General features: G+C 72.5%; 10 protein-coding genes. 7 read left to right on the top strand and 3 right to left on the bottom strand.

The window, feature by feature from the left end:
- Positions 1-21 precede the first annotated feature (21 nt).
- Positions 22-948, top strand: coding sequence for a sugar phosphate isomerase/epimerase family protein (locus tag ACWCWD_RS09270; RefSeq protein WP_450771409.1), 927 nt, complete (start codon positions 22-24; stop codon positions 946-948).
- Positions 949-1,047: 99 nt separating this feature from the next.
- Here the strand turns inward: ACWCWD_RS09270 and ACWCWD_RS09275 are convergent, their stop codons facing one another.
- Positions 1,048-2,058, bottom strand: coding sequence for a hypothetical protein (locus ACWCWD_RS09275; protein ID WP_450771411.1), 1,011 nt, complete (start codon positions 2,056-2,058; stop codon positions 1,048-1,050).
- Between the two features lie 248 nt (positions 2,059-2,306).
- On the opposite strand from ACWCWD_RS09275, the gene ACWCWD_RS09280 reads away from it, so the two are divergent.
- Entirely contained in the window at positions 2,307-3,125 is an 819-nt protein-coding gene (locus ACWCWD_RS09280; protein ID WP_450771412.1) for a TetR/AcrR family transcriptional regulator, read from the top strand.
- 309 nt (positions 3,126-3,434) lie between these two features.
- Positions 3,435-3,644: a MarR family transcriptional regulator gene (locus ACWCWD_RS09285; protein WP_327175888.1), complete on the top strand. Its 210-nt coding sequence runs from the start codon at positions 3,435-3,437 to the stop codon at positions 3,642-3,644.
- A gap of 33 nt (positions 3,645-3,677) precedes the next feature.
- Here the strand turns inward: ACWCWD_RS09285 and ACWCWD_RS09290 are convergent, their stop codons facing one another.
- On the bottom strand, positions 3,678-4,748 hold the full coding sequence (locus tag ACWCWD_RS09290; RefSeq protein ID WP_450771413.1) for a zinc-dependent alcohol dehydrogenase family protein: 1,071 nt from the start codon (positions 4,746-4,748) through the stop codon (positions 3,678-3,680).
- Positions 4,749-4,854: 106 nt separating this feature from the next.
- Positions 4,855-7,149: an MMPL family transporter gene (locus ACWCWD_RS09295; protein WP_450771414.1), complete on the bottom strand. Its 2,295-nt coding sequence runs from the start codon at positions 7,147-7,149 to the stop codon at positions 4,855-4,857.
- A gap of 158 nt (positions 7,150-7,307) precedes the next feature.
- On the opposite strand from ACWCWD_RS09295, the gene ACWCWD_RS09300 reads away from it, so the two are divergent.
- From ACWCWD_RS09300 to ACWCWD_RS09315, 4 genes are all read left to right on the top strand, one after another.
- On the top strand, positions 7,308-8,084 hold the full coding sequence (locus ACWCWD_RS09300; protein ID WP_450771415.1) for a TetR family transcriptional regulator: 777 nt from the start codon (positions 7,308-7,310) through the stop codon (positions 8,082-8,084).
- 446 nt (positions 8,085-8,530) lie between these two features.
- Positions 8,531-9,544, top strand: a complete 1,014-nt coding sequence (locus ACWCWD_RS09305) for a PrsW family intramembrane metalloprotease (protein ID WP_450771417.1) — start codon at positions 8,531-8,533, stop codon at positions 9,542-9,544.
- Between the two features lie 186 nt (positions 9,545-9,730).
- Complete coding sequence (locus ACWCWD_RS09310) at positions 9,731-10,036, top strand: heavy-metal-associated domain-containing protein (RefSeq protein ID WP_450771418.1); 306 nt, start codon at positions 9,731-9,733, stop codon at positions 10,034-10,036.
- A 218-nt stretch (positions 10,037-10,254) separates the two neighbouring features.
- Positions 10,255-12,585 carry a heavy metal translocating P-type ATPase gene (locus tag ACWCWD_RS09315; protein WP_450771420.1) on the top strand — a complete coding sequence of 777 codons (2,331 nt, stop codon included), beginning with the start codon at positions 10,255-10,257 and terminating at the stop codon, positions 12,583-12,585.
- The last annotated feature ends 222 nt before the right edge of the window (positions 12,586-12,807 follow it).

The raw sequence follows: 12,807 nt of genomic DNA on the forward strand, positions 1-12,807 counted from the left end.
CAGGGGCCGAGTGTGGCCGATATGACCCGTTCCGCACCCGCCTCCTCGCGTATCCGCATCGGCTCGGCACCCGACTCCTGGGGGGTCTGGTTCCCGGACGATCCGCGGCAGGTGCCCTGGCAGCGCTTCCTGGACGAGGTCGCGGCGGCGGGGTACGAGTGGATCGAGCTGGGCCCGTACGGCTATCTGCCCACCGATCCCGCCCGGCTCGCCGACGAGACCCGGCGCAGGGGGCTCTCGGTCTCCGCCGGGACCGTGTTCACCGGGCTGCACCACGGGCCGGCGGTCTGGGAACGGACCTGGGAGCACGTCGCCGGGATCGCCGGGCTGACCCGGGCGATGGGCGCTGAACACCTCGTCGTCATCCCGTCGTTCTGGCGCGACGACAAGACGGGCGAGGTACTGGAGGACCGCACCCTCACCGCCGCGCAGTGGCGCGACCTCACCACCCAGACCGAGCGGCTCGGCCGGGAGGTACGGGACCGGTACGGGCTGCGGATCGTCGTCCACCCGCACGCCGACACCCACATCGACAGCGAGGAGAACGTCAACCGGTTCCTCGACGCCACCGACCCCGATCTCGTCTCCCTCTGCCTGGACACGGGGCACTACGCGTACTGCGGGGGCGACAGCGTCGCCCTGCTGCGGACGTACGGGGAGCGGATCGGCTACCTCCACCTGAAGCAGGTCGATCCCGAGGTACTGGCGAAGGTGGTCGCCGAGGAGCTGCCCTTCGGCCCCGCCGTCGCCCGGGGCGTGATGTGCGAACCGCCGCGCGGCGTACCGGCGCTGGAGCCGGTACTCGAAGCGGCGCGCGCGCTCGGCACCGACCTCTTCGCGATCGTCGAGCAGGACATGTACCCCTGTGACCCGGACGCCCCGCTGCCGATCGCCCGCCGCACCCGCGCCTACCTCCGCTCCTGCGGCACGCCACCGCCGACGTCCTGACTCCATGACTGCGGGGATGGGGGCGGGGTGGGGGTGGGTCACGTGGTGGCCCACCCCCACCCCCCCCGCCTCCCCGTATGGGCGACCGGTGAGGTCGGGTCAGGCGAGTTGCGCCTGCGGTTCCGGCGCGGTGGCGGGGGCCCGGTGGCCGCGCCGGTCCGCGATCAGCATCAGGGCGAGGCCGAACACGGCCCAGCAGGCGAGCACGAGGGCGGGCGCACCGGCGCCGGTGCCGTCGAAGAACGCGTTGGCGCGCAGCAGGCTTCCGGAGGCACCCGGCGGGAGGATCTGTCCGAGCGTGGCCCAGCCGTTCGGCAGCCAGTGGGCCCCACTGGCCAGGCCGGAGAGCGGGTTGCCGAGCAGCATGACCACGGCGGCACCGAGGCCGAATCCGGCCATGCCCATCAGCGCTTCGAGCCCGAGCAGGGTCATCACCAGGGCGGCCATGCCCAGGGACAGGCCGAGACCGCTGAGCACGTAGTCGCCGTCGAGAGAGCCCGTGCCGAACTGAAGGAAGGCCGTGACCGCGAATCCGGCCAGCAGGGCGAAGGCGACACCTCCGGCGAGGCGGCGGCGGAGTCCGGTGTGTCCGGGGAAGAGACGGGTGAGGATCACCGCGGGAATCATGCCGCCGAAGATCATGGGGAACGCCGCGGCGGCGAAGCCCGCGCCCTTCGGGTCGTCGGCCGTGAACGGCTTGAGGTCGGTGACGGTCACCTCGGCCTGCTGCTGGTGCGCGATCCCGTTCCCCACGGCGGTCACCGCGGCGGCGGACTGCGCGCCTCCGGCGGTGGCCGTGTAGACGGTCACGTGTCCGGGGGTCAGCGCTATGCCGCCCATGATGTCGCGGTTCTCCATCGCGGCCTTCAGGGCGGCCTCGTCGCCGTAGGTGGTGACGTTCCATTCCTCGTCGGAGAGCGCGCCGGAGACGGCCCCGGCCGCCTGCGCGGACCCGGTGACCCCGACGGGGAGGCCGTGGGGGCCGCTGTTCACCGAGGGCAGAGCGAAGGCGCAGAGCATGAGGATCACGACGGCGACCAGGCCCACGACCACGGCCAGGAGCTTGCGCGCCTGCCCGGCGGGTGCGGGCGGGGTGATTTGCTGGGTCATGGCGGATCTCCTTGCGATGGGCCGGTGGGTGGACGCCTGGCGGGCCGTCGTGACGCGCGGGGCCGGGAGGAGCGCGGGGCCGGGAGGAGAAGGGACGAAGGGACCGGCGCGGGGCGCAGGCCCCGGACGTAGCGCTCCGCGCGAGGCTCGGCGGCAGAGCGGGGCAGAGTGCGCCGGGGCGACGGCTCGCACGGTCGGACACCCCCGCCACAGAAACTGATACAAGAATACAAGGTACATTGATGCGTGTGTCAAACGAAGAGTTCCAGCCTGCGGTCCAGGTGCCGTCCGACCTGGTCGAGGCAGCCCTCCGGGCAGCGCAGACACGCAAGACGGCCGTCGCCGACGTGTCGGTGCAAGCCATCGCCCAGGAAGCGGGCATCTCCCGCAGCACCCTGTTGCGCCGCCTCGGGGGCTCCCGGCACGCCCTCGACGAGGCGGTCCGGGCCGCCGGAGTCGATCCGGGCGGCCAGAGGCCGGTGCGCGAGCGGGCCGTCGAAGCGGGAGCCGTACTCATCAGCAGCGACGGACTGGCCGCGCTCTCCCTCGAACGCGTCGCGGCGGCGGCCGAGTGTTCGGTGCACAGCCTCTACGCCGCGTTCGGCGGCCGGGACGGGATGATGCAGGCCATCTTCGAGCGGTACGGCCCGTTCGTGAACATCGAGGCGGCCCTGGCCGCCCACACCGGGGACCTGCGCGGCACGGTCCGTGCGGTCTACGCGCACCTCGCACACGTCGTCGGCCTCGAACCCCGGGTGCTCCCCGCGATCCTCGCCGAGGTCCTGGCCCGCCCGGGGGACGACGCGACGCAGGCCCTCGCACGCCACATGATCCCGCGCCTCTACGCGAGCATCGGCGAGTGGCTGGCCTCAGAGGTCGAGGCGGGCCGCATCCGCGACCTGCCGCTCATCGCGCTCATCCACCAGATGTCGAACCCCCTGCTCATGCACCTCCTGCTCCGACCGGCCCTGGAACTCGTCCCCGGTCTCCAGATCCCCTCCGTCGAGGAGATGTGCGACGCCTTCGCCGAGGCATTCGTGCACGCCGTGGGGCTGCCCGACACCTGACCGGCCGAGGGGCCGCCCCGGCCGCCCCGGGCTTTCCCCTGCCTCCCCGGGCTTCCCCGGCCGCCAGGTGCTTTCCCGGCGGCCCGGGGCCCGTGCGCCCACAGGGGGGCACGGGCGACGGCCGCCCGTCTTCGTGGGACATGTACCGGTTGTGTACGGCATGCGTCACAGGTGCGCGACAACACCTCGCAGTCGGTGCTCCCGGTCGTTCGACAGAACACCACTGACCGATCGTCAGCCGGTGCACCGCAGCCCCTTCAGTCCCTCCTCACCGCTGCGGTGCGGCAACGCGCAGAGAGGCGACACTCGATGACGGACAGCACGCTCTGGTCCTACAAGGACATCGCCGCGCACATCCGGGTCCTGCCGGACACCGTGCGCTCGTACCGCAAGCATGGCTTCCTTCCCGACCCCGACCAGGTGCGGGACGGCCGGCCCTACTGGTACCCGGACACCGTCCGCCACTGGGTCGCCCGCAGGCCCGGCAACCGCAACCGCGTCCGCACACTCACCGGCTGAGCGGCCCACGCCGAGCGGCCACCCGCTGAGTGGTCACCCGCTGAGCGCCCCGTGGCGGGTACGCCCCGGTTCGATGATCGTCACCCCCGCTCCCGGGGCCCGGCCCATCGCGGCGAGCGCCGCGGGGGCTTCGGCGAGACCGATGGTGGAGGTCACCAGACGGTCGGGGCGCAGGGTTCCCGCCCGGACCAGGTCCATCATCGGCGGGTAGTCGTGGGCGGCCATTCCGTGGCTGCCGAGGATCTCCAGTTCCAGCGCGATCACGCGTGCCATCGGGACGACCGGGTCCCCGGCCGCCGTCGGCAGCAGCCCGACCTGCACATGGCGTCCGCGCCGGCGCAGGCTGCGTACGGAGGCGGCGCAGGTCACCGGCGAGCCGAGGGCGTCGAGCGACAGATGCGCCCCTCCGCCGGTGAGTTCACGGACGACGGCGTCGGCGCCCTCCGGGTGGGCCGAGGCGTCCACGCACGCCGCCGCCCCGAACGACTTCGCCAGGTCGAGAGCGGCGGCCGAGATGTCCACGGCCACCACCCGGGCCCCGGCGGTCGCCGCGATCATCACGGCGGAGAGCCCCAGCCCACCGCAGCCGTGCACCGCGACCCACTCCCCCGGCGCGACCCGGCCCTGACCGACGACCGCGCGGAACGCCGTGGCGAACCGGCACCCCAGGCCCGCCGCCGTGGCGAAGGAGAGCTCCTCGGGCACGGCCACCAGGTTGACGTCGGCGTGCTCCAGCGCGACGTACTCGGCGAACGAACCCCAGTGCGTGAAGCCGGGCTGGGTCTGGTGCTCGCACACCTGCTGGGCCCCCGAGGCGCAGGCCGCGCACCGCCCGCAGGCGCAGACGAACGGGACGGTGACCCGGTCGCCGGGGCGCCAGCCGACGACTCCGGATCCGACGGCCTCGACCACTCCGGCGAGTTCGTGGCCCGGTACGTGCGGGAGGGTGATGCCGTCGTCGTGCCCCATCCAGCCGTGCCAGTCGCTGCGACACAGCCCGGTCGCCTCGACCCGGACCACCACCCCCTGGGGAGCGGGAACCGGATCGGGCACCTCACGCACCCGCGCCTCCTGACCGAATTCCTCGAACACCACTGCCCGCATGGCCCCGCCCTTCCGTCACGTCTCGCGTCCCGGTGGAACGCCCGGTGATGCGCCCCGGTGGGGACGGTACGGTGCGCCGCCCGGTCGCGTCCCACCGGATGGGGCGTCAACTGCCGCTGGAGATCGTGGTCCGGCCCGGGTCCTTCGGTGCTGTCCCGCCGCCCCCGCCGTCCGCCCCCCGGCTGCCCGGTACGGGTGCGACGGTCCCGGCGGGCCACGCGGCCCGCGCGGACGGGGCGGGGGCCGCTCCCTCGTCGAGGCCGAACCTCCGGTGGAGGGCGTGCAGTGGGGCGGGCGCCCACCAGGTGGCGCGGCCCATCACCTTCATGACCGACGGGACCAAGAGGCTGCGCACCACCATGGCGTCCATCAGCACGGCCAGGGCGATGCCGAGTCCGAGCATCTTGGTGTTGGTCACCCGCGAGGTCCCTATGGCGACCATCACCACGGCGAGGATCACGGCGGCGGCGGTGATGAGTCCGCCGGTCTGGCGCAGTCCGAAGGCGATGGAGCCCTCGTGGTCGCCGCTGCGGTCGTACTCCTCCTTGATGCGGGAGAGCAGGAAGACGCCGTAGTCCATGGAGAGCCCGAAGGCGACGCAGAACATCAGCACGGGCAGGGTGGTCTCGATGTCGCCGGTGCTGGTGAAGGAGAGCAGTCCGGAGAGGTGGCCCTCCTGGAAGACCCAGACGACCGCGCCGAACATCGCGGTCAGGCTGAGGGCGTTGAGCACGACCGCCTGGACGGGGATCAGGATGCTGCCGGTGAGCAGGAAGACCAGGAGCAGGGTCACCACGGCGATGATGCCGACCGCCCAGGGGAGCCGTTCGGCGATGGCGTCCTTCGAGTCGACGAGTACGGCGGCGGTCCCGGTCACCGAGGCGTGGAGGGGTGCGTCGAGCGCGCGGAGGTCGTGGACGAGCTTCTGGGCCTCCGGCCCGGCCGCCTCGCCCTCGGGCACCACGGAGTAGATGGCGGAATCGCCGGCCGTCAGCGGCCCGTCCACCCGCGCCACTCCTTCAGTGGCGGCGATCCGCTCGCGGAGGGCCGCGTACTGGGCGGGGGTGGCGGCCTCCCGGACGAGCAGGGTGAGGTCGCCGCCCGGGGATCCGGGGAAGGCCTCGCGGATGTGGTCCTGCACCATGCGGGACGCGGAGTCCGCGGGAAGCTGGCGGTCGTCGGCCATCCCGAACCGCACGCCCAGGAAGGGCAGTCCGAGCAGGACGAGCGCCGCCGCGGTCACCAGGGCGAAGACCGGGGCGCGGCGCATCACCAGCGCGGCGAGACGGGCCCACCCCCGGCCGGCCGTCCCGGACGGCACCTCTCGGACGCCTCTCCTGCGGTCCAGCGCGCGCCGCAGGTCCAGGGCGTTGACCCGGGGGCCGAGCAGCACCAGCGCGGCCGGAAGGACGATGAGGGCCGCCCCGGCCGCCAGGATCACCACGGCGATTCCGGCGTACGCGAAGGAGCGCAGGAAGTACTGGGGGAAGACGAGCATCGCGGAGAGCGAGACCGCGACCGTGAGCGCGGAGAAGAGCACGGTGCGGCCCGCCGTGCGGAGGGTGATGCCGACCGCGGAGCGGGGGTCGGCGCCGGCGGCCATCTCTTCACGGAAGCGGCGCACGATGAACAGGGCGTAGTCGACGGCGAGCCCGAGGCCGAGGGCGGTCGTGAGGTTCTGGGCGAAGACGGAGACGTCGGTCAGCTCGGTGATGCCGCGCAGCACGGCGCTGGTCCCCAGGATCGCCACGATGCCCACGCCGAGAGGGAGCAGGGCCGCCACCGCGCTGCCGAAGACCATCACCAGCAGGACGAGGGTGACCGGCAGGGCGACCATCTCCGCCCTCAGCAGATCCTCCTGGATGATCGACTGCATCTCGTGCCGTGCGGCGATCAGTCCGCCGACGGAGACCTTCACCGACCCGTGCTCCCCTTCGAAGAGCGGGGCGATCCGGTCGAGCGTCTCTCCGGAGCCCTTCTCCTCGCCGGTGATGTGGGCGGCGATCAGCGCTTCGTGTCCGTCCCGGGCACGCAGGGCGGGGGCGGAGCCCTGCCAGTACGAGCCGACGCCGGTGACCCCTTCCTGGGCGGCCAGGCGTGCGGTGAGCCGCGATGCCTCGGCCACCACCGCCGGGTCGTCGACCGAGGCCCGCCCGCTGTCGATCAGCAGCAGGAGATTGGGCTGGGAGGCGGGGAACTCCTTCTCCAGCGCCCGGGTCGTCCAGGTCGATTCGGCGTCCGGGGCCTTCCAGCCGCCGCTGCCCATCCGGTCGCCGACACCGCTCCCCGCGAACACCGCGAGCGCGGTGAAGAGGAGCGCCGCGAGCAGGGCGAGCCGAGGCCGCGCCGTCACGAAACGGGTCCAGCCACCGAGCCGCCGCGGGCTCTCGACTACGGACATGATGCGGTGCCCCCTCCACCAGGCCCGGGCTGCACGGGGCAGCACGGGCCGGCCATTGCCACATAGACTGGCAAACACGAGTGGTCGCTCGCGTTTCTCAAGAATGCGAGTGCTCGCTCGTGTTTGTCAATCACTCTCTCGAGGGCTGGGGATGAACCATGTCTGAGGCCGGAGCCGAGCGGGCCGCCGCAGCGGCAGCAGCCGCCAGGGAATCGACCGCCGAGGATGCGGCGGCGCAGAAGCCGAGGGCGCGGGACGGAGCACGTACGGGCGCCGCCCCGGACGGCGCCGCGAGCGCCCCGGCCCCCCGCCGTCGCCAGGCGCGCGGCGAGGCCCGGATGGCCCAGTTGCTCGCCGCCGCCGCCGACGTGTTCCGTACGCAGGGCTACACCGCCGCCAGCACCAACGCCATCGCGCGCGAGGCCGGCGTCTCGCCCGGCACGCTCTACCAGTTCTTCCCCAACAAGGAAGCGATCGCCGTGGAACTCGGCGATCGCCTGCTGCACCGCTGGCAGGAGACGTACGGCGAGGCCATCACCCTGAGCCACTCCGAGCTCGCGCTGGACCGCCTGCTCGACACCGTGCTCGATCCGCTGATCGCCTTCAACACGGAGAATCCGGCGTTCTGCGTCCTGATGCACGGCGGCGAGGTACCCGGCCGCATCACCGAGAAGCACGACCTCGTGCACGACGCGATGCTCACCCGCGTCGAAGCCCTCCTCGCGGGATACCTGCCGGAGCTTCCCGACGCCCGGATACAGCGCGTCGGCACCATGTCCTTCCAGCTGTTCAAGGCCGGAATCGACCTGATCATGACGCACGAGGGCGAGGAGCGGGAGGCGTACGCCCGCGAGCTGAAGACGGTGATGTTCCGCTACCTGAATCCCCTGCTCGACGAGGCGAACCGGCTCTCCCGCACCCCGGATTCCGCCTGACCGCCTTGCCCGCCACCACCGCCCCGCCCGGCCCGACCACCCTGCCCGCCCCCACCGCCCCGACGGCCCTGCCCGCCCCGACCGCACGGCCCGGTCCGACCGCCCGGCACCACATACGCCACGACGCGGGGCACGGCGGTGGGCGCGACGCGGGGAGCACCAGAGCCATCGTTCACTGGCATATGCCCCGGAACATCCCAAACAGTGCGATGACATGCCCCACCAACGACCGCCGAGCGCCGACGACACGCCCTTCTTGTTCCGGCCCTGACGCGCCCGGGCGCAGCCCATAGGCTGTACGGATCTCACACGGTTCACCCCGATCGTCACGACTTTCACCGATCCAGCGCGATCTCCCCCTCGCGCCACTTCCCCAACCCCCTCCCGATCGCCCCCCTCCTGATCCCCCTCCCGGGAGCCGGGAGGCGCCCCCACCAGGAGCCGGCGTGAACTGGTCCTCCTCCGACGACCCACCACCCCCGCCCCCGCCTCCACCCCCACCACTGCCCCCGTCGCCGCCCGGTCCCCCGCCCGCCCCGCCGGGCGCGCCCCGGCCGCGGCCCGGCCTGTGGCGGCGCTGCCTCTGGGGCGGGGTCGTCTCGTGGGCCCTCGCCGCCGGGGCCACGTACCTCACCGAGAACTCCACGCTGCTGCCGACGCTGATCCTGCTCGGCAGCTTTCTCGTGCCGGCCGTGTTCGTGCTGTGGGCGTACGAGCGGCACGGCGAGGACCTCGGGCCGTCGCTGATCCTGGGCTCGTTCCTGACGGGCGGAATCCTGGGGGTGCTGGGCGCCTCGGTCCTGGAGTACTACCTGCTGCACCAGACCACGGTCTGGCTGTTCCTCGGCGTCGGGCTGATCGAGGAGGCGGTGAAGGTGGGCGCCCTGATGTTCGTACTCCGCCGCCACCACTCCGTCCGCGGCCGCAGGGCCGGGCTGGTGCTGGGCGCCACGGTGGGGTTCGGTTTCGCGGCGTTCGAGAGCGCCGGGTACGCCTTCAACGCGGCGGTCACGCTGAAGGGCATCGACCTGCGCGCGCTGCTGGAGACCGAGGTGCTGCGCGGGGTGCTCTCCCCCTTCGGGCACGGCCTGTGGACAGCGATCATCGGCGGGGTCCTGCTGGTCCACCGGGAGGCGAAGGGCCGGTTCCGTTTTCCGCCGGCGGTCGTCGGAACCTTCCTCGGGGTCGCCGTCCTGCATGCCCTGTGGGACTCGATGCGGGGTATCGCGGTCTGGCTGGTCGCCCGGGTCACCGGCGACGGGCAGGTGGATTCGATTCCGGCCCGGGGGTTCCTGGAAAACCCGACCGACCAGCAGCAGCACCTCTTCACCCTGATCTCGGTGGGCGGCACGGTGGCGACCACTCTGGTCGGGGTCTGGTGGCTCCGCGTCCTCGTCCTGCGGTCCCGGCAGGAGCGGGCGCGAGAGGCGTCGACGGCCGGAGCGAGGCGCTCGCCCTGATACCCCCTAGGGGTATAGTCTGGGGAGTGAGGCAAAGGGGCCAGGGACCGCTCCGGGTGCACTCCGGGTGCACACCGGATGTCCCCAGCTCCTCATACAACGCTCAATATGCCGATTTGTTGCGCTTTCGACCTGCGGCCTGTGCTGCGGTCCACGCCCTTCGGCATCCGATCAGAGGAGAACACCATGACCGCCGAGACCGAGATCCCTCAGGCCGCCGCCCGCTCCTGCTGCTCGTCCGGGGCCGACCACGGCGCACCCGCCGAGGTGGCGATCGGCTCGGTCACCGCGGTGTACGAGGTCAAGGGCATGACCTGCGGTCACTGCGAAGGCGCCGTCTCCGAGGAGATCTCCGCCATCGACGGGGTGACCGAGGTGAAGGCCGTCGCCGCGAGCGGCCAGGTGACCGTCTCCTCCCGTGCCCCGCTGACCGAGGAAGCCGTGCGCGCCGCCGTCGACGAGGCGGGCTACGAGTACGTCGGCAAGGCCTGACCAGCAACGGCCCGAAAGGCGACGGCCCGGCCGACAACAGCCAGGCCGACGGCGGCCCGAACAACCACGGCCCGGCCGACGACGGCCCCGAGAGCACCCCGTCGGGGCACGCCGCCCGGACCGCCGCCGCACCCACCACCCACCACCCTTCGGGCCGGACGCCACCAGCAGATACTGGTGGGGTACGGCCCTGAAGTGTTTCTCCCAGGAGTTCGGACATGGCCAGCACCACCACAGCCGAGGTCCCGGCCCCGGAAGTCTCCGAGACCGAGCTGATGATCGGCGGCATGACCTGCGCCTCCTGCGCGGCGCGGGTCGAGAAGAAGCTGAACCGGATGGACGGCGTGACCGCCACGGTCAACTACGCGACCGAGAAGGCCCACGTCTCCTTCGGCCCCGACACGGATCTGGCGGATCTCGTCGCGACCGTCGAGCGGACCGGCTACACCGCCACTCCGCCCCCACCCCCACCGCCGCCCGCACCGGATCCCGTGGGGTCCGCCGCCATACCCGGCGGGGCGGCCGGGGCGGAGGCCGAGGACACCGGCACCGGCACCGGCACCGACGCGGAGAACGGGCAGGACGGCCCCCTCGCCGCCCTCCGGCAGCGCCTGATCGTGTCGGTGCTGCTCTCCGTGCCGGTGGTCCTCCTCGCGATGGTCCCGGCGCTCCAGTTCGACAACTGGCAGTGGCTCTCGCTGACGCTCGCCGCTCCGGTGGTCGTCTGGGGCGGGCTGCCGTTCCACCGCGCCGCCTGGACCAATCTCCGGCACGGCGCCGCCACCATGGACACGCTGGTCTCGGTCGGCACGCTGGCGGCCTTCGGCTGGTCGCTGTGGGCGCTCTTCTTCGGCGACGCCGGGATGCCCGGCATGCGGCACGGCTTCGATCTGGTGGCCTCCCGGGCCGACGCGTCCTCCGCGCTCTATCTGGAGGTCGCGGCCGGGGTGGTCAGCTTCATCCTGCTCGGCCGCTATCTGGAGGCCCGGTCCAAGCGGAAGGCGGGTTCGGCGCTGCGGGCGCTGATGCATCTCGGGGCGCGGGACGTGGCGGTCCTGAGGAGCGACGGTACGGAGGTACGCGTCCCGGTCGCCCGGCTCGCGGTGGGCGACCGGTTCGTGGTGCGGCCCGGCGAGAAGATCGCCACCGACGGCACGGTGGCCGAGGGCGAGTCCGCGGTGGACGCCTCGATGCTCACCGGCGAGTCCGTGCCGGTCGACGTGGGTCCCGGGGCCGCGGTCACCGGGGCGACGGTGAACGTCTCGGGCCGGCTCGTCGTGGAGGCGACCCGGGTCGGGGCCGACACCCAGCTCGCCCGGATGGCCCGGCTCGTGGAGGACGCCCAGAACGGCAAGGCGGAGGTGCAGCGGCTCGCCGACCGGGTGTCGGCGGTCTTCGTACCGGTGGTGCTGCTGATCGCGGTGGCCACGCTGGTCACCTGGCTGCTGGTGACGGACGACGTGACGGCCGCGTTCACGGCCGCGGTCGCCGTACTGATCATCGCCTGCCCCTGCGCCCTGGGGCTCGCCACTCCCACCGCTCTGATGGTCGGTACGGGGCGTGGCGCCCAGCTGGGCATCCTGATCAAGGGTCCCGAGGTCCTGGAGACCACCCGGCGCATCGACACGATCGTGCTCGACAAGACCGGTACCGTCACCACCGGCCGGATGGCGCTCCGGGCCGTGCACACCGCGCCGGGGACGGACGAGGACGAGGCGCTGCGGCTGGCCGGGGCGCTGGAGCACGCCTCGGAGCACCCGGTCGCCCGCGCGGTGGCCGCCGCGGCGGCGGAGCGCCTGGGGGCGCTGCCGTCCGTCACCGGCTTCGGGAACACCCCCGGGCTCGGCGTACGCGGCACGGTGGACGGCCGTACGGTCCTCGTCGGCCGGCCCGCGCTCCTGGCGGAGGCCGGGTTCGCCCTGCCGTCGGCGCTGGAGTCGGCGCTCGCCGGGGCCACCGGAACCACGGCCGTGGTGGTCGGCTGGGACGGGGAGGCCCGCGCGGTCCTGGAGGTCGGGGACACCGTGAAGGAGAGCAGCGCCGAGGCGGTCGCCGAGCTGCGCCGGCTCGGCCTGCGCCCGGTGCTGCTGACCGGTGACAACCGGGCGGTGGCCGAATCCGTGGCGCGTGCCGTCGGGATCGACGAGGTCTACGCCGAGGTGCTGCCCCAGGAGAAGGTGGAGGTTGTGCGAAGGCTGCAGGCGGAGGGCAGGTCGGTAGCGATGGTCGGTGACGGCGTGAACGACGCCGCCGCTCTCGCCACCGCAGATCTGGGGCTGGCGATGGGTACGGGGACGGACGCGGCGATCGAGGCGAGCGATCTCACATTGGTACGTGGAGATCTCAAGGTGACGGGGGCCGCGATCCGCCTCTCGCGGCGTACGCTGTCCACCATCAGAGGCAACCTCGTCTGGGCCTTCGGGTACAACGTGGCGGCCCTGCCGCTTGCTGCGTTCGGCCTGCTCAACCCGATGATCGCGGGAGCCGCCATGGCGTTCTCCTCCGTGTTCGTCGTGACGAACAGCCTGCGCCTGCGCTCCTTCACGTAATTTCCACAAAGAGATTTAGATCACATCGATTTGAGGGTAACCATTCAATGGGTTCGTGAGTCTTAGAGTGCGATGCCAAGGATGTCTTGGGGGACGTCCGATGAAGTGTCTTGGGGGACGCTTCATGGCAAGCGTTGGCCGGGGCACGTGCATCGGGGAGCTTTGAGCGGCCCTCCCGTACGTACCCCGGCGGACCGCAGCAGGACAAGGGAGTGCAGACTC

The organism is Streptomyces sp. NPDC001493, assembly GCF_053597235.1.

What these genes read in the sequence shown, in the direction of transcription:
- ACWCWD_RS09270 (WP_450771409.1), top strand. Translation starts at nt 22, where the DNA reads ATGACCCGTTCCGCACCCGCCTCCTCGCGTATCCGCATCGGCTCGGCA.
- ACWCWD_RS09275 (WP_450771411.1), bottom strand. Translation starts at nt 2,058, where the DNA reads ATGACCCAGCAAATCACCCCGCCCGCACCCGCCGGGCAGGCGCGCAAG.
- ACWCWD_RS09285 (WP_327175888.1), top strand. Translation starts at nt 3,435, where the DNA reads ATGACGGACAGCACGCTCTGGTCCTACAAGGACATCGCCGCGCACATC.
- ACWCWD_RS09290 (WP_450771413.1), bottom strand. Translation starts at nt 4,748, where the DNA reads ATGCGGGCAGTGGTGTTCGAGGAATTCGGTCAGGAGGCGCGGGTGCGT.
- ACWCWD_RS09295 (WP_450771414.1), bottom strand. Translation starts at nt 7,149, where the DNA reads ATGTCCGTAGTCGAGAGCCCGCGGCGGCTCGGTGGCTGGACCCGTTTC.
- ACWCWD_RS09300 (WP_450771415.1), top strand. Translation starts at nt 7,308, where the DNA reads ATGTCTGAGGCCGGAGCCGAGCGGGCCGCCGCAGCGGCAGCAGCCGCC.
- ACWCWD_RS09310 (WP_450771418.1), top strand. Translation starts at nt 9,731, where the DNA reads ATGACCGCCGAGACCGAGATCCCTCAGGCCGCCGCCCGCTCCTGCTGC.
- ACWCWD_RS09315 (WP_450771420.1), top strand. Translation starts at nt 10,255, where the DNA reads ATGGCCAGCACCACCACAGCCGAGGTCCCGGCCCCGGAAGTCTCCGAG.